Annotated in this window: 15 protein-coding genes; 9 read left to right on the top strand and 6 right to left on the bottom strand. The window is 32.2% G+C overall.

All coding sequences use genetic code 11. The features are described from left to right. Positions 1 to 170 precede the first annotated feature (170 nt). From WN975_RS05215 to WN975_RS05200, 4 genes are read left to right on the top strand one after another with little or no spacing between them, the layout of a single operon-like run. Positions 171 to 1,094, top strand: a complete 924-nt coding sequence (locus WN975_RS05215; protein WP_337965563.1) for a carbohydrate kinase — start codon at positions 171 to 173, stop codon at positions 1,092 to 1,094. Between the two features lie 11 nt (positions 1,095 to 1,105). Further along, entirely contained in the window at positions 1,106 to 2,368 is a 1,263-nt protein-coding gene (locus tag WN975_RS05210; protein WP_337965562.1) for a sugar MFS transporter, read from the top strand. Further along, complete coding sequence (locus WN975_RS05205; protein WP_337965561.1) at positions 2,365 to 3,774, top strand: carbohydrate porin; 1,410 nt, start codon at positions 2,365 to 2,367, stop codon at positions 3,772 to 3,774. The genes WN975_RS05210 and WN975_RS05205 overlap by 4 nt, the downstream gene beginning before the upstream one ends. A 15-nt stretch (positions 3,775 to 3,789) precedes the next feature. After that, complete coding sequence (locus WN975_RS05200; RefSeq protein WP_337965560.1) at positions 3,790 to 4,632, top strand: sugar phosphate isomerase/epimerase family protein; 843 nt, start codon at positions 3,790 to 3,792, stop codon at positions 4,630 to 4,632. Positions 4,633 to 4,724: 92 nt separating this feature from the next. On the opposite strand, the gene WN975_RS05195 is transcribed toward WN975_RS05200, so the two are convergent. Both WN975_RS05195 and WN975_RS05190 read right to left on the bottom strand, forming a co-directional pair. After that, positions 4,725 to 5,771, bottom strand: coding sequence for a hypothetical protein (locus WN975_RS05195; protein WP_337965559.1), 1,047 nt, complete (start codon positions 5,769 to 5,771; stop codon positions 4,725 to 4,727). A gap of 36 nt (positions 5,772 to 5,807) precedes the next feature. Continuing rightward, positions 5,808 to 7,340: a sulfatase-like hydrolase/transferase gene (locus WN975_RS05190; protein ID WP_337965558.1), complete on the bottom strand. Its 1,533-nt coding sequence runs from the start codon at positions 7,338 to 7,340 to the stop codon at positions 5,808 to 5,810. Positions 7,341 to 7,694: 354 nt separating this feature from the next. Here WN975_RS05190 and WN975_RS05185 point away from each other — a divergent pair, with 354 nt between their 5' ends. The 3 genes from WN975_RS05185 (at position 7,695) to WN975_RS05175 (ending at position 12,449) form a co-directional block, all read left to right on the top strand. Beyond that, on the top strand, positions 7,695 to 8,114 hold the full coding sequence (locus WN975_RS05185) for a helix-turn-helix transcriptional regulator (RefSeq protein ID WP_337965557.1): 420 nt from the start codon (positions 7,695 to 7,697) through the stop codon (positions 8,112 to 8,114). A gap of 295 nt (positions 8,115 to 8,409) precedes the next feature. Continuing rightward, entirely contained in the window at positions 8,410 to 11,436 is a 3,027-nt protein-coding gene (locus WN975_RS05180; RefSeq protein WP_337965556.1) for an SIR2 family protein, read from the top strand. 155 nt (positions 11,437 to 11,591) lie between these two features. Beyond that, on the top strand, positions 11,592 to 12,449 hold the full coding sequence (locus WN975_RS05175; protein ID WP_337965555.1) for a restriction endonuclease: 858 nt from the start codon (positions 11,592 to 11,594) through the stop codon (positions 12,447 to 12,449). Between the two features lie 246 nt (positions 12,450 to 12,695). On the opposite strand, the gene WN975_RS05170 is transcribed toward WN975_RS05175, so the two are convergent. Next, positions 12,696 to 13,175 carry a DUF1203 domain-containing protein gene (locus tag WN975_RS05170; protein WP_337965554.1) on the bottom strand — a complete coding sequence of 160 codons (480 nt, stop codon included), beginning with the start codon at positions 13,173 to 13,175 and terminating at the stop codon, positions 12,696 to 12,698. Between the two features lie 275 nt (positions 13,176 to 13,450). Between WN975_RS05170 and WN975_RS05165 the strand changes: the two genes are divergently transcribed. Further along, entirely contained in the window at positions 13,451 to 14,353 is a 903-nt protein-coding gene (locus tag WN975_RS05165; protein WP_337965553.1) for a GyrI-like domain-containing protein, read from the top strand. Positions 14,354 to 14,370: 17 nt separating this feature from the next. After that, on the top strand, positions 14,371 to 14,538 hold the full coding sequence (locus WN975_RS05160) for a hypothetical protein (RefSeq protein WP_337965552.1): 168 nt from the start codon (positions 14,371 to 14,373) through the stop codon (positions 14,536 to 14,538). A gap of 124 nt (positions 14,539 to 14,662) precedes the next feature. Here WN975_RS05160 and WN975_RS05155 read toward each other — a convergent pair whose 3' ends face one another. The 3 genes from WN975_RS05155 to WN975_RS05145 are packed head-to-tail and all read right to left on the bottom strand — an operon-like array spanning position 14,663 to position 19,049. Beyond that, entirely contained in the window at positions 14,663 to 15,184 is a 522-nt protein-coding gene (locus tag WN975_RS05155; protein WP_337965551.1) for a DUF3347 domain-containing protein, read from the bottom strand. Beyond that, positions 15,181 to 17,619: a zinc-dependent metalloprotease gene (locus tag WN975_RS05150; protein WP_337965550.1), complete on the bottom strand. Its 2,439-nt coding sequence runs from the start codon at positions 17,617 to 17,619 to the stop codon at positions 15,181 to 15,183. The genes WN975_RS05155 and WN975_RS05150 overlap by 4 nt, the downstream gene beginning before the upstream one ends. Before the next feature lie 5 nt (positions 17,620 to 17,624). Beyond that, positions 17,625 to 19,049, bottom strand: a complete 1,425-nt coding sequence (locus WN975_RS05145) for a RagB/SusD family nutrient uptake outer membrane protein (RefSeq protein ID WP_337965549.1) — start codon at positions 19,047 to 19,049, stop codon at positions 17,625 to 17,627. Between the last annotated feature and the right edge of the window lie 2 nt (positions 19,050 to 19,051).

Raw genomic sequence — 19,051 nt, 5'->3', positions numbered from 1 at the left:
ATTTTGCTTAAACGTTTAATCTAATCTCATATGAAATTACAAATTCCACTTATTACGATACAAAACAACATACCAGAAATTCAAATGCACCTTAATATAGTTTTCAAAATTTAATAATCTATAATACTTTTTTATTTAAAACTTTGCTTAAACGTTTAACCTAACCACTTATGAAAGAACAAACAACTAAATCATCCATATACTGCTATGGAGAAGTACTTTGGGATATATTCCCTGACGGAGCACGCGCTGGAGGAGCACCTTTTAATGTAGCTTACAATTTGATGAGAATGGGAGTCGATGCCCACATGATAAGCCGAATTGGAAATGATAAACTAGGTCGCGATCTCATGAAACAGTTATCTGACTGGAATATCGCTACTGAAAATACACAAATCGACAACCAATATCCTACCGGAACTGTATTGGCTCATATAGACGAACATAATGAAGCACATTATGATATTACAGAACCTGTTGCGTGGGATTTTATCGAATATAGAGACGACCAAATTAATAAAGTTAGTAATGCTGCTGCCTTTGTTTTTGGAAGTCTTATTACCAGAGGAGAAAAATCTAGAAATACACTTTTTCAGCTTTTGGAAATAGCTAAATTCAAAGTTTTTGATGTCAATATAAGACCTCCTTTCTTTTCTGTTCCTGTGGTCAAAGAACTTCTTTATAAAGCAGATTTGGTTAAGATGAACAAAGCTGAATTGAGACTTATACTAGAATTTTTAGGAAGAGATTATGTCAATGAAGATGATAGCATTCGCTACATACAAGACGAGTTTAATATAAATGAAGTTCTGATAAGTAAAGGCAGTAAAGGCGCTATTTATTATAACGGAGACGATCATTATCAGGCTTTGGCAGTTCCTGTAAAAATAGCCGATACTGTAGGAAGTGGTGACGCGTTTCTGGCAGGATTTCTCTCTAAGAGAATTACCAATTCAAGTCCGGAAGAAATTATGGCACAAGCCGTTGCATTAGGAGGTTTTATTACTTCAAAAGAAGGCGCTTGCCCTTCTTATACCTTAACGGATTTTAATGCTTTCCGCCAAGATCACAAACTAATTTCTTCTTCAATTTAATTCACTATCTGATGTCACAAGCTAAATTTACAGAAAAAAAATATACTATTACGTTCATATTTGTAACCTCATTATTTCTATTTTGGGCGATTGCCATTACAATGGGAGATGTACTGAACAAACATTTTCAGAATGTTTTACACATTAGTAAATCAGAATCCGGACTGGTACAATTGTCTATTTTTGGCGCTTATGCCGTTATGGGAATTCCGGCTGGTTTGTTCATGAAAAAATACGGTTACAAAAAAGGAGTTTTACTAGGACTAATTTTATATGCTTTAGGTGCTTTTTTATTCATTCCGGCTGCTCAAAACGAATCATTTTCTTTTTTCAGAGCTGCTTTATTTATACTCGCTTCCGGACTTGCAACTCTTGAAACCGTAGCGCATCCTTTCGTCGCTTCACTTGGAGACGAACGCACAAGCGACCAGCGAATCAATTTTGCACAATCATTTAATGGTTTAGGTGCTATAATTGGCCCTTTGGTTGGTGGTTTTTTCATACTAAATACAAAAGGTACTGAAGGTCTGGAATCTGTTAAAACACTTTACATGATTATTGGCTTTGTAATTCTGGCTATCGCATTGGCTTTTTGGTTTGTAAAAGTACCAGCTCTAAAAGATCCGCATGCAGAACAAGCAGAAAACACAATTGATTCAGTAAACCTCGATGTAGTACCTAACGCACCATTACATCGTCAGCGTCATTTTATGTGGGCTGTAGCTGCGCAGTTCTTTAACATTGGAGCACAAGGCGGAACTTGGGCTTATTTTATCAATTATGGTGTAGAAAAAACAGGTCTTCCTGACAATCAGGTGGCTTACTATTTTTCATTAAGTATGGCTATGATGATGATTGGGCGTTTTATTGGTACATTTTTAATGCGCTACATTGCGCCAAACAAATTATTGGCTTTATACAGCATTTGCAATATGTTACTTTGCGTGATTATTTCACAAAATTTCGGATGGGTTTCGTTTGGAGCTTTAATCATGCTTAACTTCTTTTTAAGTGTAATGTATCCAACTATTTTCAGTTTGGGATTAAAAAAACTTGGGAATAAAACAGAACAAGCTTCTTCTTTCTTAGTTATGGCAATGTTTGGCGGAGCAGTATTCCCTCCTATTATGGGATTTGTAGCCAATACAAATATTGCTTATGCTTATCTTTTACCAATAGTTTGTTATGTGGTTATCCTGTTATTTGCTGTCAAATATTACAAGCCAAAAACACTAGGATTAGGAGAACTTGCAATAAATAAAAGCAGTATATGATATCTGTTTTTTACAGGTTTATAACATTAGGAATCTTACTGTTATTTTCTATTTCTGTTAAAAGTCAGATTGTTATCAGCAATAAAAACTTCTCATTTGGAACTACCGGAAGAATAGGATTTGGTTATTCTCCGGACATTGAAGGTCACACAGGAAGACAGTTGAATCTTTTAAATCAGGGTTCTCTTGGCGGAAGAATGGATCAAGGCGATTATGTAGATTTACTGCCTGCCTTTCATTTTATGCCGGTAAATGCTAATAAAGAGCAAACGGCTATTGACTTTCAGGTAAGACTTGCATTTTATTCTTCTAACGGTACATTTTTAGGAAACGTAAATTCAGGATCTACAGATGGGATGATTGTTAGTTTACCCGAAGCATTTGTAGAAGCGCGTAATATTGTTGGAAGTCAATGGAGCGTTTGGGCGGGAGCAAGATACATGCGTTACGATGATGTTCACATTGCCGATTATTTTTATTTTGACGATCATTCCTCTCAGGGATTTGGAATCAAATATAAAAAAAGCTCGTTTTCAATGTTTTTTCCCGCTGCTATTGATACTACATCTTCGGGTATGGGAACGCCTTATTCTTATTCTAATATTATAACAGGCAATAAGTCACTAACCTATCGTCAACGCGAAGTTATGGTTGCCGAACATAGTTTTAATTTATCGCGAAAACATATTGTAAAATTATTGGCAGAATATCACCATGTACCGGCAGTGACTAAAAATGCAACTCCCACCTATCCATCTGATAATGGATTTGTGGCAGGAATTAAAATAAATTCGGAGCTTGAAACAAAAAAAATAGGATCTTTTAATCAGTTTTCTATGCGTTATGGAACCGGAATTGCCAATGGTGGAGACAATGGAAATACGCAAACCTGGCGTACTTTTGGCGCTCCGGGAACTGATGATAAAACCTATAAAGGAGCTTATTCTTTTACAATGGTAGAGCATCTTATGCTGAATCTTTCCGATAGAATAAGTGTTAATCCATATGCTGTTTATACTCAAAGCAAAGGCGGAGCAGCCAGAATGGATAAAGCGCCTGATTTTTATAACCGGGATATTTACAACTATAAAACAGATTTAGCGATAGGTACAAGAGTAATTTATTACATGAGCAATTGGTTTCATCTCGTCTCTGAACTGCATTATACGGCACGTCAAGACGGTAATAATCCCACAGCTTCAATGGTAAAATTTGCGCTTGCTCCAACTATCGTTCCTACTGCCGAGCGAAGTCCGTGGGCGCGACCGCATTTGAGATTTATTGCCGAAGTTTCCCGCTATAATGATTATGCAAAAAATGCTATGTATTCACCTTTTTTACAACAAGCAGGTCAAAAAAGATTTGGTACTTATTTTGGTGTCCGATCTGAATGGTGGATATTTTAACTTAAAAATAATACAATGAAAATAAAATTTGGAGCTTCTCTCCTATCCTGGATAACACCTCTTTGGAATGCCGAAGCTGGACATTATGCTATAAAAAAAACAGCTCAAACTGGTTTCGATATGATTGAAATCCTACTTCCTAATAGTATGGATTTTGATGCAATAACAGTAAAAAGACAACTTAAAGAAAATAATCTTGATGTTGCCTGTTCCTTAAACCTGCCCAAAGAAGCACATATTCCTTTTTATCCTAAAGAAGCATTAACATTGATTTGTAAAGCATTGGATAAAACCGCTGCTTTGGATGCTACTTTTTTAGGAGGTGTACTTCACGGAGGAATTGGAGTATTTACAGGAAATCCAATTACAGATAATGAAAAAGAAATCATTACAGATGTTTGGCAAGAAGCTGCTCAATATGCTCAAACACTTGGAATTACAATTGGTATAGAACCTATCAACCGTTATGAAAGTTATTGTTGCAATACGGCAGAAAATGTACTCGAACTCATAAAAAAAACAAATGCATCAAATCTTGCAGTTCATCTGGATACCTTTCATATGAATATTGAAGAAAGTAATTTTTATGATCCGATTTTAAACTGCGGAAAATTACTAAAACACATGCACATTACCGAAAGCAACCGTGGAATGCCCGGAGAAGGAACTGTTAATTGGAATGAACTCTTTAAAGCTCTTAAAGAAATTGATTTTGAAGGAAATCTTGTCTTGGAAAATTTTTCATCAGATGTACCGGGAATGCAGCAGGCGGTTTCTTTATGGCAGAAATCTCCGCATAATGCAGAAGAATTGGCTAAAGGAAGTCTTCATTTTCTAAAACAGCATTTAAAAGATTAAGTATTAGTATTTTCCTAAACATTTATTTTAAAAAAAAAGAACTCTAAATCTTCGGATTATAGAGTTCTTTTTTTTGGTAATTACAAACTTGTTTACAATGCAATCTGTTTTTCAATATTAACTTTTGCAACAAAAGAAGATACAGTTTTTGTACCAGCACTATCTTCGGCTACATACACACCTAATATATTATTTTTATAAGCTGTGTTAGCGCTTGTGGCAGTTGAGTTGGGAAAATCGATATCTATCCAATTTGCTTCTCCAAATGATCCGTCAGAATTTCTATTTACAGAAACAAATGATGCTCCAGTTTTTTCTCCGCTTACGGTAACCCAATCCGATGGCATATTATAACCACCATTTTTAGAAATGGTAATACCTTCAAAATGCGTAATTATAGACAAAACTGTTTCATTGTTGTAACTAAATGACTTTAGATTAGTAGTTTTTTTAGTTTTAGAATTGTAATCAACCAGAAAGGCTTGACTTATTTTTCCAAATTTAGGTGTTGTATATCCTCCGGCAAGCGTATAACTATCGCCTTCATTGTGCCAAATACCATACAAAGTAGTTGTTAATGAATCCGGTAATTTGAATTCGGTACATTCTTTATTTGCAACATCATACAAAAATGCGTATCCGTTTTTATCATTTTCAACATCATAATTTCCAACTGCAAGACCACCCATTACACTGTGAACAAATACATTATTGGTATTTCCTCCATTAGGCGATACCTGAATCCACGTTCCTGAGCCATCAAGAGGACCTTCGTAATAAAATCCGAGATTTCCGCTTGGTGCTTTACTTGTAGAAGTTGATATTTTATAAGACCCGACAATTTGTATCGTGCCATGATGTCCGTTATTAGGTCCATAACAAGAAGTATTGTTAACTACCGCTTCTGGTGTGCTTGGAAAATTAACAATATGCCATTTTCCTTCATTACCGCCTCCTTTAAGAGTTCCTTCGTAAATTAATCCCTGAACAAGGTTGTTCTGACCTAATAAACTGCCTGCAATATATACATTTTCAGACTCTGAAACTCCTCTTATTCCCTGTATTGTTGTTTGTCCCGCAGGATTATTAAAATCTGCATAACTTACTTTACTAACCTCTGATTTTATACTTTGTGACATAATTTATGATTTATTGTTATTACTATTGTTTAGTCTTTAGTTGAATGTTGTAGTACTATAAACATCTTTTGGCATATTGACCCAGAGTTTTTCTACCTCAAGCTGATGCAATTGCTCTTCTAAATCTCTTCTGATTTCGCTGTAAGCCGGATCGTAAGCAAGATTTGTAATTTCTAATGGATCATTAATTAAATCATATAGTTCATATTGTTTGAAATAAGCTGTTGCTGCATCAAAGTAATAATCGAATTTCCATTTTTCTGTTCTGATACAACGGATACGATTAGCTGCTTTTACAACTGTCCAGCTGCTATTAGAACCAGCCTTAATGTCGTCATAAGTAAATAAAATACTATGCTGAACGGGAGTATTATTCTCCATTACAGGAAGTAAACTTGTACCTGCAAGTCCTGTAGGCGGATTTGATACATTTGCTATGTCAATAAAAGTGGGCATAATATCTACCAATGTCGCTAATGCTATTGATTGCTTTATCTTGTGATCTTTAAATAATATTGGATTTGAAATAACAAGTGGCACTCTTAACGCTTCTTCATAGGCTACAAAAGTTTTCTGGCGCAATCCACCGTGAGCGAGCCCCATTTCTCCATGATCTGAGGTTAAGGTCACAATTGCAGAATCTGCCAGTTTATTTCCATGCTCATCTTCCTTATAGAGTTCATTAATCAGATATCCAATTTCTTTATCTACATGACTTAACAAATAACCATAAAAATTAATGTAGTTTAGTTTATCGTCCTGACTAGCTATTTCGCCCAGACTTAAAGCCATATTCACTAAAATTTGTTCCTGAGCCATTGGTTTTTTATTTTCAAGCAAATTTTCATTTACAGTAGCCGGAAGTCCAATTTCTCTACCGGTCCAGGTTGACGAATGGTATCCTGAAGTTCCTGCCGATTTTGGATATGCTAATACATCATGCGGATTAACAAGTGAAAGAACAAGACAGTACGGCTTATGATTTCCTGCAGCTCTTTGAGCTTTTACTTCCTTTAGGTATTGTATGGCTTCGGCTGTATACTTTGCATCGTGATTTGCATATCCGCCACCAAAATTAAGCGGATTAACATCTTCGCCGGCATCCGGAGCAACCCAGCCCATTGCACCATATAGCGAAATATCTGCAGCGGTTAAATCTTCGTAATTTGTTTTAGTACCATTAGGCGCTACTCCTTTACTCATATGCCATTTGCCTCTGTATTGCACATCATAACCTTCTGCCCAAAGCACATTCATGATATTGGGAACAGAATTACTGAGTGTTGGCTCTTGTGGAGATAAGAGACCTCCTTCGGTTAGAGTTTGACTGACTCCATGTTTGGCAGGATATGTTCCTGTAAATAAAGTTGCGCGGCTGGGAGAACACATACAGGTATTGCAAAATGCTCTATCGAAACTAAAACCATTCTGTTTAAGAAATGTTAGAGTTGGGAGATTTTCCTCCTCCCATCCAGGTGGAAAATGTTGTGTAGCACGCTGCTCATCTGTAATAATAAGAATTAGGTCTGGCTGTTGGCCAATTTGATTAAGTTTTTCTTTTAAATCCATTGCTTATTGATTAAATGATTAAAATAAAATGCAATTATATAGGTAACAATATTTTTAACTATATTAATATGGCGTATAGAAGTGGGTGTGTTGAAGGCATATCTGTTAAAGTGAAACAGGCACAAATCAAGTAAAACTGATAACTAAGGAAAAGCATCCTATTAGATAATGCGATTGAGTGCTTTAAATTAATTAACAAGAATGAAATTACAAAAACAAAACAACTTTGCACAACGTATAAATACCTGTTTTCAAAAACGAGGTTTCACAGGAAATTTTTTTAATTTTAGAAACGCAGAGTTTTAATTCAAAAAATGGCTTTATCTTTGAGTCTTTAGAAAATTGATATTCATTATGGAACAGAAAATACATCAGGGAAAAAACGTCAAACGTTTTAGAGAAATGCTTAACATAAAGCAGGAAGCATTAGCTTATGATCTTGGAAATGACTGGAATCAGAAGAAAATTTCTATGCTCGAGCAGAAAGATGTAATTGAAGATAATCTATTGAAACAAATTTCAGCTGTATTAAAAATTCCGGTTGAAGCTTTTCAGAATTTTGATGCAGAACAAGCGGTAAATGTGATTGCAAATACTTATTCATTCCAAGATTTTAAGGATAACGCTGTCGCTTCCGGGTTTAGCTACCAACCCACTTTCAATCCTGTTGACAAAATTGTTCAATTATATGATGAAAAAATTGCGTTATACGAACGTATGTTGAAAGAGAAAGATGAAATGATGGCGAGGTTTGAAAAATTAATCAATAAGTAATTATTTATAGAAGATATATTAATTCTAAAAAGAGACTTTTGAAGTCTCTTTTTTTGTTTTGACAGTATTTGTTCAATACTACCGTTTTTTTAATTTTTGAAGCTGCTGATCTTTTACTTCTATAAGTTATGTCTTTATATATTTTCGAAATAATCATCGATAAATTTTGATGCTTTTCACTTTAAAAATAGCACATGTTTACCATAATATAAACATACACATTTTATACAATAAAAAAATGCTAATATTTCTTACCAAAAATCATTAAATTGTCCTCAAATAAAAAATTGTATTGATGGATAATAACAAAGAGATTTTAAATAAAATTGCATTTTTAAAAGAAGCTATTAATAATGATAAGCTAGTGGTTTTTGCAGGTTCTGGAGTCTCTGTAGATTCTGGCTTACCAGTTTGGAAAGATTTGTTAGCTGGTATAAAATTAAAATTAAATTTTAATGCTGAATACGAAAATGATGCTTTAAAAATTTCGCAGCTTCTTTTTAATGAAAAAGGAGAGAAAGATTACAATAGCATTATAAAAGAAATTATATATAGAAAAAGTACCAATAAATATAATCCAATACATAGTATTATTTATAATCTTAATCCGCAGCACATTGTCACCACTAATTATGATAATTTCTTCGAACAAATCATAGAAAATGAAGGGCTTCCTTTTTCGCTTGTAGTCAAAGATGAAGACTTACCTTACGCCAAACATAAAAATCTTTTAATTAAATATCATGGAGATTTTGATAATCATAATATTGTCCTTAAAGAAACTGATTACCTAGAATTCAGTAAGAATCATACTTTAAAAGAAATTTTTATAAAATCTCTGTTTAGTAATAAAGTTATATTGTTTATTGGATATAGCTTTTCAGATATAAACTTAAAATTAGTAAATAGAGAAATGCAGTATTTACTAAAAAAACATCATCAGAGAGCTTATATTATAAATTTATCCGATACCGTTTCTCATTCGGAAAAAATTTATTACGAAAACCTAGGGATAAATATTATAAATTATAATCAAGCTAAAAATGAGATTTTAGATCTTGATAACTACCTTGATATTAACCAAGATTCATTGAGTCAGCACAGTTCCAAAGTTTACAAAATATTAAATTATTTAAAAAAATTCGATTTAGATAAATACAAATACAATGCTGGTGAAAAGTTAAAGGATGATCAAATTATAGATGAATTATACAATGCTATGTATAGATTTTATTATTTTAGAGTTCTGCCAGAAAAATTTATCGCTAATTTTTATCCTTTTAATAAATATTACAAGGGAACCAACAATGATTTAATTGTTAAAGAAGCTAGTATCATTTGTTATAATGAAGATTTATTTAATTTAATAAATAGATACCAAGGAGAAGATGATGAAAACTTTAGTGAATCTCAGCAAGAAAAGATAAAATACTGCCTTCACAGACTTATTTGGTCTGGTGTAGAGTACTTAGTAAAACCTTTAAACAAACTTACTCATAGTTTTTTTAAAGGCGACTTTTCAACAAAAATTTCATTACAAGAAAAAACTAAACCTGCAACATGTGACTGTATTAATTGTAATCTTCGCAGCTATAAATTTGCAAAATCTCTAAAACAAATTGACAAATATATAATTTCCGAATCCTCTGACTTATTTGATGATTTATCATATGCATTTGGATTATTAAGTATTTTTAAAAATCACAAATCCTTCTATGCATTTAAACAGATATTTGTAAAAGCCAACAAAGTTAAAAAGTACGAAGTTAGTTTCCTAGCCAAATATAATATGTACAGGATCGGAAAAACTCACTTAACATTTATATCTCCAAATCTTACTAATGACGAAATGCAATCAATTAAAAATGAAGTAAGAAGCATTGACTTAGATCGTGAATTGAATAAAATTAGATATTTTGTTGATGAGAAAATGTTTGAATTTCTCAGAGAAATTAAAAACGGTGTATATATACAGAATTTATGTAATGATATTGATGACAACTACTTTAAAATATTCAAAACCAAAAATTTAATTAAACTAGGCGGCTCTAGTTCTAATAACGATATAGCCAATCTATATCATGGTATAGTTGATCTAGAAAATTTTAGAGAATATAATTTTGTGTATGGTAATGGTTTTTCAAAAATTAACAGAACCATTGAAAAATCTATATCTGCTTTTTTAACAGCTTATTCCATAAAATTAATTGATGTCTCAGATTCTCCGCGAATCTTTGGCGTTCCAGCACTTAACACTTATGATAATTATCTTTTAAAAATGATTGTAAATTATGTTAAACCTAAAGATTTACTTGACTTTTTAAAAGAGAATAATTTAAATAATATAGAAATTGATAAAAGTGCAAACAGTTTTATTTTTGATGTATCAAATTTCTTAAGTTCTGCTACTGAAGAAACGGGTTATGAATTTATGCCAGAATTAAAATTTATATCCGAGATAATTTCTGATGATTATTTTGCACAATCATTAAAAACTAAACTAGAAAACATATGCATAATAATAGCTCATTTTGATTTTAGTGCCTATCAAATTAATACCTTCATTAATAAGTTAAATGAGTTTATCAAGCATATAAAATTTTCTCAAGGATTTGAATATAAATACTTAGAGATGGTTATAGATAAAAAATATATGCACATAGAATCTTCTCATTTGGAAAAAACTATGGATCTGTTTCATATTAATTATAGATATAATCAAACTTACTTTTTATTACTGAATGTACTAAAAATTAAAAACGAAAATTTTGCTTTAGAATCATTTAATTTAGAAAATTTAACTTTTGAAAATAATATACAACACATTGACTCAATTTATAACAGTTTAAATGATAACGATAAAACAATCTTCATATCAAAACTTCATGAATTTCTAAAATCAGGTGAGGCTAAAACAGTTGATTTATGTTTTGCAATTGACAACATAAATTTTGTCACAGACGAGATTATACAAACTTACAAAATCAAGATAAATTCTCTTTTGCAATTAAAAAGTGATTATAACTACAGAAAAAATCAGAATATCCAGATTTTGAATTTTATTAGATTATTATATTTCGGTAAAATTGAAAGATCTAAAATTGAAAGATCTAAAATTAAAAATGAATATTACAAATTTCTTCTTAACCCAGAGAGGTACTCAAAAGAGAAGTTTGATCCTCGTTGGCTGAAAATTTGTTCTGATCAAATATTTTTAACTCGATTTAGAAAAAATCAATACATAATCACGGCACTGGAAAAGTACTTGATTGCAAACGAAGATACAGAACTCTCAAATATTTATTTTAAATTGAAAAGATAATTTACTTAAACAAAAAATATTAAATTTATTATGTCGGGAAAATAATAATAAAAAAAGGGCATTGAAATCAACAATAAGTTAAAATCAATGCCTAATAATGAATAATAGTAGGAGATCTTATCGCATTAATTGACACTTAATAAATTCTAAGCTAAATGGAAGATCAAAACAAACTTGACTGGAAAACCTATGAGTTTATAACAAAATATATCTATGAAACTTTAGGAAAAGAATATAACATTAATATTGAAGGATACGGTAATAACTGTAAAATCAAGGGTAACTCAGGAGTTACGCATCAAGTAGACGTGTTAACTTCGGAAACTGATAATACTGGTACGTATAGAACTGCTATAGAATGCAAATATTGGAATAAAAAAGTCACTAAAGAAACAGTGATGAAACTTTTATCAATCATTAATGATACCGATATAAAACGAGGAATTATAGTGTCTAAAAGTGGTTATACTGCCGATGCTCAACAATTTGCTAAGTATAATAAAATATTAATTGTTCATTTACGAGAAACTGGTAAAGAGGATAAAGAACTACAAAAAGAATTACATTTTTTTGATGTAATAGTAAATATCAAAATGAATATCAGGCGTCCCGAAGTAACTAATATTATTGCAAAGGATCTTGATGATAATCTAATAAAAGTAAACGAAAACTATCAGTATCATATTTTTATCGAGCAGGTTAATGGTAAAAGAACAAGATTGTTTGATGAAATAATGGTATTCAAAGAATATCTAGATAAACAGAAACCTTTTGTAACAGTGACTAAAACGTATGATTATGAAAATTCAAACCTACGTTTTCAAAACAATATACAAAAAATAAAAAGTATTACTTACACTGGCTTATTAACCGTTCAGGATAAAAATCAGAATAAGACGTTTTCAATTATTGATAAAGTGTGGCTAATAATGGAAAAAATTTTTGAAGAACAAACATTTGTCATTTCTGAAGGCGGCTTAATTGTTCAAAATTTGGATAAAAAAAGTAATTAGTAATCTGTTACAATTGTCGAACAATCAACATAAAACAAAGTGTAAAAACAGTTACTATTGACCTAAAACAAAAACATAATATTAAAAAAAGGCATTGAAAATCAACTACAAATTGATAATCAATGCCTTTAAAATAATATAACAAAAGCTACTATTTCTTAGCTTTCAAAACTTTAAAACATATAAAAAGAATACTTAACTAAATAGGAATTAATTCTAAGGATAACTTCATATTAGTGATCACAACTACACCCTTTCGATTTTACAAATAAAACAACAAGCTTCTGAATTTCTTGCATGAAGATATTCAACATCGCTTTTTGTTTCAAAGATTTCTGCAATTAGTAAATCGATATCATTGTCGCCAACTAATTTAGTGAAAATCATTTTTTGTTCTTTGCTATAGCCAATTAGCGATAAAGGAAAATTTTCTTTATCTGCTTTTAATTCTTTAGGGAAATTGTAAATATCCGAATATTGCTCGACTTCGTTTTTGTGAATAAATATAGGTCCGGATTGATTAAAAGCATTGTTTTCTGAAAACGGACTATAAGCAAAAACCAAACGAATATCCTGACCGACATTAAATGGTTTCAACGAAATTCGGCATGGTCCTTTTCCCGTTGCTAATTGCTCGTAAACCTGATTACCAAAATTATCAATATTTGTTTTCCGAATTTGACTTACAAACTCTTTAGACAACGGAACAATTTTAAATTTTTTCATGTTTTTTATATTTTAAATAAAAACAAATTTATATGCTGTTCTTCTTATTAAGAATCCGTTTCTTGCTCAATTTTCCATCAATCCCAACAGGAAAAGAAGAGAAATTATGACTCTTTAATATTCTAAATTGTTTTCAATTGCTGTTCAATGACCAATAATGAAGTTTGGTTTGCAATTGGTTTATTCCTGGAATGTTTTTTAATTGATAATTTTTGATTCAACTATTGATTGATATTTCATTAAAAGATTAATTTAGAACGGTAGAAAACTGAAATATGAAAGAAGATTACATAAAAAGGATTAATAACATATTACTATTTATTGACCACAATTTAGATCAGGAACTGACTTTGGAAACTATCGCTAAAATTGGAAATTACTCGCCATTCCATTTGCACAGAATTTTTAAAGCAATCACAAACGAGAATATAAATCAATACGTTACTCGTAAAAGAATTGAAAAAGCTGCATTAATACTTATACATAAAAAAGAAATCACAATCTCTGAACTTTCATTACAATATGGATTTAACAGCAATTCTTCTTTTACCAGAACTTTTAAGAAATTTTACGCAATAAGTCCCTCCGACTTCAGAAGAAACCACGCAAACAAATTTAGCAAGATTGGTAAACCGGATAGCAAGAATGGACAAGAAAATGGCATAACTGACGAATATATTTGCAACATTAATAATCATAAAAATTGGATTAAAATGAAAGCAAAAATTGAAATTAAAGAATTACCAAAATTAGATCTTGCCTATATTACCCAAATTGGACACGAAGGAATGCATAATGCTTATACAAAATTAATTAAGTGGGCAACTCCAAAAGGGCTTTTAGAAAATGAAAACGTAAAAATAATTACTATTTATCACGACAGTTTTAAAGTTACAGATCCCGATAAAGTTAGAATGAGTGCTTGTATTTCCCTGAAAGAAAAAATTAATGTTGACGGAGAAATTGGTTTAACGACAATTGAAAGTGGTAAATTTATTGTAGGACATTTTGAAATTAGAATAGATGAATTTGAGAAATCATGGAGTGGCCTTTTTATTTGGATGAACGAAAACGGATATAAAAAAGCGGATCGAAATCCTTATGAAATTTATTATAATAATTTCAATGAGCATCCGGAAAAAATAAGTATCGTAGATTTTTGTATTCCAATTGAATAAATTAAAACTTCTTAAAAATGGAATATAAAGAAATAAAAACAGCTATAATTTTGACTTTAGTAATTACAATGCTTTTTGCAGGTTTTGAATTAAACATCACAAAAAAATATTATTCTAATAAGAAGTGTAAAATCACATTAACGGAAGTAACAACCTATACTTTTAAAATTCAAAATTCAAATTAAAAACTAAACATTCAGGCAAGCCAATCTCTTTAAATCTTCCATAAATATTCCTTTTTTAGTTAAATAGACAAATACGGTACCTTTTCAGAATACCGTATTTTATCCAACTAATTCAATTCACTCTTTATAAACTTGCTTTTACTTCACCGCAAGTCAACATATTTTTTGGGTAGTAAGGATTTTTGATTTCCTTACTATCACTAAGCCACATAGCACCGGTCATTGGGCAAACCTGAAGATTTAATGCAATATCATCGGCTTTGAATTTAGGTGCTAAATCCCAAAATTTAGCCGAAAGCGTCTGGAAAATTTTACGCTGCTTATTGATATTTTTTGTTGCTGCAACTTCGCCTGCAAGATCTATAATTTCTTTTCTTGCCATTGTAGCGGCGTTCATTTGTTCGATGTTTAATTTTTTAAATCTGAAATTCTTTAATGAAAGCTGTAAAGCCGTTGCATTTTTAACCACCGCAAGACTATCCGAAACAAGAAGATCATTCTTTAAAGCCAGATATTTGGCTGTAATTTCCTTTTTCTGTGCTTCACGTTTTGCAACTAATTCCGGGGCAACTTCCTGCTTTGATGTTATTTGGGCATTTGCCAAAGTAGTTAATCCTATTAATGCTATAACTAATAATTTTCTCATATATCTGTTTTATTTAGTTTTGAAGTGATCTTGTCAATTTCGATCAAAATACTTTCAAAATGTTCTTTATTTAAATCTGTACTTCCAATCATCAATTTTGTAACATCAGATCTTAATTTTACAAGATGTTGTTTGGCATATAATCTTACGTCACTTCGTTGTGCAGTATTTAAAGCTCTGCTTCCTTCTGCCTCTTTTGGTAACAGTAATAAGTATAACTTATCGACGTAGCTGCGCTGAAGTGCGCGTCTGTAATAATCTAATTTTTCGTCTCCGCTAAATTTAATCCAAACCGTTTGCTCTAAATCGTTTAAAAACTCTGGAACCGTATAAGCTCCTTCAAACTGCATTGCTTTTAGACTAATGTTGTACAAAATACCAGAACTCAACAACATATTTAATATTTGATTTTGTTGATCTGCAATTTGATCTTCGGCTTTTAAAGAAATTAATTGACTAATATCCTGAGGATATATCCAGAGCGGAGCTACAAACAATTGTCGTCCTACATAATCTACGGCTGCTTTTACTTTGGCTTTTGGAACTGGCTGGTACACTACACCTTTTTCATCAACAGTTCTTTTTGTGACATAATTATTACCAATATATTTCAGTACATGATATAAATACAAACCATATTGTCTTACAACTGCTTTATGCATATCCGCTAAATTATCATATGCATCGTTTGGCTGATACGTCCACTCGATAAGATTAGGAACTACACGCTTTAAATTTTTAATTCCGTAGTCGCTCGCAAGAACTGCATCATCTCCAAGATCTTCTGTCTGGCTGCGGGGATCTTCCTCTTTTCCTTCGCCTCCAAACCATAATTTTGGATTTGCTTTCAAACTATCTGTCGTTATTTTTGCAAGTATATCTTCTTCTTCAAATTCGTCTTTAGCTTTTGGAAAATAGCTGTAACCCCATTTCAAAGCCCATTTGTCATACGCACCAATACGCGGATAAATTCCTTTTGGGCTAATATTATCTTCCGGTTGTGCAACATAATTAAAACGGGCATAATCCATTATAGAAACTGTATGACCATTTGCTTCAACCCATTTTTTATCTCTTAATTTTTCTACAGGAGTAGCGCTGCTTGCTCCCATATTATGACGCAAACCAATTGTGTGTCCAATTTCATGCGACGAAACAAAACGAATTAATTGTCCCATTAACTCATCATCTAAATGCATTTTTCTAGCTCTTGCATCCAAAGGTCCTGCCTGAATCATGTACCATCTTTGTACTAATTTCATCACATTATGATACCAGCCAACGTGACTTTCGATGATTTCTCCACTTCTTGGATCGCTTACTCTTGGTCCGTAAGCATTTGGTGTTTCTGATGCATAATATCTTACAACAGAATACCTTGCATCTTCTAAACTCATTGTTGGATCATTTTCCGGCCATTCTTTACCCACAATAGCATTTTTAAAACCTGCTGCTTCAAAAGCCTTTTGCCAGTCGTTGATTCCTGCAATTAAATACGGTCTCCATTTTTTTGGTGTTGCCGGATCAATGTAATAAACGATCTGTTTTTTTGGTTCAACCAATTCACCGTTTAGATATTTCTTAATGTCCTTGTCTTTCGGTTCCAGACGATAACGCTGAATTATAAATTTCGTCTGAGCGCGTTGTTCATCATCATCAAACAAAACATATTTATTAGCAAAAAAACCAACTCTTTCATCGGCAAAACGTTTGCGCATTGGTATTTTTGGCAATAACACAATCGAGGTATTTACTCTTAATGTTATTGTTCCGCTGCTTGCAGTTGTGCTTGTATAGGTTTTTGTAGTTTTAACCTCTATGTTAATCGGATATGTATCTATCGTTTCAATAAAAGATTTATCATCAGCCAGAGACGTTAATTTTTTTTCTGTTTTTTCCTGACTTCCTAATGAGAACATTGCATTCTCTTTTTTGAAAGCATCTGTTACTTCAATGACAACATTTCCTGTGTCCGGATTGGTTGTTTTTATTGGAAAAGCTGCCACAATTGGATTCTCGTTGCTTCCTTCTAATGCTTTTGCCAACATAGAATCAGCATTGCGAACGTCTTGTCTATATTGTAACGATCTTAGAAAAACGGTATTGTTTGTTCCTTTTTCAAAATAGATAGTCTGCTCGTTGGCTTTTTCTCCGCCAAAACGTCCAAAACCTTCAGGAGTAGAAAGATATCGGGTTACAACCAACATGTATCTGTTGAATAAACTGTCTGGAATTTGCAAATAATATTTAGTATCTACCTGACTAACAACGAACAATCCTGATTTAGTTTTAGCTTTATCAGTAATTATTTTATTATAAGGCTGCATACCTTTTGGTGGCGTACTTGTGCTATCTGCTTTTTTTTCGGGAGTTTGAGCAAAACCATGCTGGTGTCCTGCAACCAGCATGATTAGTAATAGGAATATTTTTTTCATTGTAATTAAAACGGAAGTTTCTCGTCTGTATTTAATGTAAGTTTTGGATTTTTTGTAAGGGCAGACAAAGGAAACGGAATAACGTATAACCTTGAATTAGGCTGTAGCGTGTACGTTTTTTGAGGAACGGTTTTGTTTACCAGCGGAAATACTCTTGTAACGGTTTTTGCATAATCAGTTTCAGTATTTAATCTCTTAAGATCAAAGAAACGATTGAAACCTAAAAGCAATTCTCTTCTGCGTTCGTTTATAACCAACTCCATAGTTTCTTTTCTGGTCGCTGGAACCGCTAAATCTACAGTTCCGGATACAATACGTTTTGCTCTTAATGTGTTTAAAACACCAACAGCTTCTGCCAATTTATCTTCTCTGGCATAACATTCAGCTTGCATTAAATATACCTCAGTCGTTTTCATTCCAACAGTTGGATAAAAGAATCTCGTATACGCAGTTGACCAATAAGCCGTACTTGAACCCTGATCTAAATTTGTTGCGCTCGTTGTATTGAAAAACAGATTAAAACGTGCATCATTTGTCCCGAATAAAGTTCTTAGTTCCGGGCTTATAACATATTGATAAGCAAAATTCATCTCATTATAACCTGTCATGTATTGGTAACTCAATACTTCTACATTATTTGCTGCTGGAACGGTAACTACTGTTGGTCCGCCTTGTTTACTATAAGCTACCATATCAAAAATTTGATTGTTATAACTTAATGATTTTTCTGCGGCTTCTCTTGCTTTGGCAATTTCACGTTTAAACAAATGAACTTTCGCTTTAAAAGCATACGCAAATGCCAGCGAAGGATGATAAACATCAAGTGGTTTTTCCTGAAGATAAGGCAATGCATCTTCTATATCCTTCTGAATAAAATCGTAAACCTGAGCTACGGTCGATTTTGCCGGTTGCGCTTCCAGATCAAATTTATCCATAATACAAATACCGCCGTCAGTTGCCGCCGTTTGCGGATTATATCCTTTTGCATAAGTATTAACTAACAAAAAGTGATCGTAAGCTCTGTTGATTTTAGCTTCTGCTTTTGCTAATTTTTTGGTATTTTCATCTCCTTTACTGTCATCAATTAATGTAATAATGGTATTCCATCTGTTGATATACGCGTAAGCCTGATTGTAAAAACTCGAAGTTTTCAATAAAGAAACTCTGTCTGTAGTTTCATCAAAAGTAAAATTAATAATATCAACGTTTGGAGTTACGCCTATTACGTTGCTTTCTTTCATCCATTGATCATCTGACAGATACTGAAAATTACTGATGGGATAACCTCTGTTTGGCAGCGATACCATTTCATAAAATTGTGCTGCTGTTTCGATAACCAAAGCACCTTTTGGCGTTACATCTGTATATTCTTCGCATGATGTTACCGTTAACATCAAAAGCGACAGCGTTATTATATATATATGTTTCATTT

Source organism: uncultured Flavobacterium sp. (assembly GCF_951805225.1).
Taxonomy (GTDB): Bacteria; Bacteroidota; Bacteroidia; order Flavobacteriales; family Flavobacteriaceae; genus Flavobacterium.
The sequence above is the reverse complement of the archived record's forward strand: the minus strand, read 5'-3'. Positions and strand labels throughout refer to the sequence as shown.

Bases quoted from the DNA above. Each gene is read 5' to 3' on its own strand.
- WN975_RS05215 (WP_337965563.1), top strand. From the start codon at position 171: ATGAAAGAACAAACAACTAAATCATCCATATACTGCTATGGAGAAGTA.
- WN975_RS05210 (WP_337965562.1), top strand. From the start codon at position 1,106: ATGTCACAAGCTAAATTTACAGAAAAAAAATATACTATTACGTTCATA.
- WN975_RS05205 (WP_337965561.1), top strand. From the start codon at position 2,365: ATGATATCTGTTTTTTACAGGTTTATAACATTAGGAATCTTACTGTTA.
- WN975_RS05200 (WP_337965560.1), top strand. From the start codon at position 3,790: ATGAAAATAAAATTTGGAGCTTCTCTCCTATCCTGGATAACACCTCTT.
- WN975_RS05195 (WP_337965559.1), bottom strand. From the start codon at position 5,771: ATGTCACAAAGTATAAAATCAGAGGTTAGTAAAGTAAGTTATGCAGAT.
- WN975_RS05190 (WP_337965558.1), bottom strand. From the start codon at position 7,340: ATGGATTTAAAAGAAAAACTTAATCAAATTGGCCAACAGCCAGACCTA.
- WN975_RS05185 (WP_337965557.1), top strand. From the start codon at position 7,695: ATGGAACAGAAAATACATCAGGGAAAAAACGTCAAACGTTTTAGAGAA.
- WN975_RS05180 (WP_337965556.1), top strand. From the start codon at position 8,410: ATGGATAATAACAAAGAGATTTTAAATAAAATTGCATTTTTAAAAGAA.
- WN975_RS05175 (WP_337965555.1), top strand. From the start codon at position 11,592: ATGGAAGATCAAAACAAACTTGACTGGAAAACCTATGAGTTTATAACA.
- WN975_RS05170 (WP_337965554.1), bottom strand. From the start codon at position 13,175: ATGAAAAAATTTAAAATTGTTCCGTTGTCTAAAGAGTTTGTAAGTCAA.
- WN975_RS05165 (WP_337965553.1), top strand. From the start codon at position 13,451: ATGAAAGAAGATTACATAAAAAGGATTAATAACATATTACTATTTATT.
- WN975_RS05160 (WP_337965552.1), top strand. From the start codon at position 14,371: ATGGAATATAAAGAAATAAAAACAGCTATAATTTTGACTTTAGTAATT.
- WN975_RS05155 (WP_337965551.1), bottom strand. From the start codon at position 15,184: ATGAGAAAATTATTAGTTATAGCATTAATAGGATTAACTACTTTGGCA.
- WN975_RS05150 (WP_337965550.1), bottom strand. From the start codon at position 17,619: ATGAAAAAAATATTCCTATTACTAATCATGCTGGTTGCAGGACACCAG.
- WN975_RS05145 (WP_337965549.1), bottom strand. From the start codon at position 19,049: ATGAAACATATATATATAATAACGCTGTCGCTTTTGATGTTAACGGTA.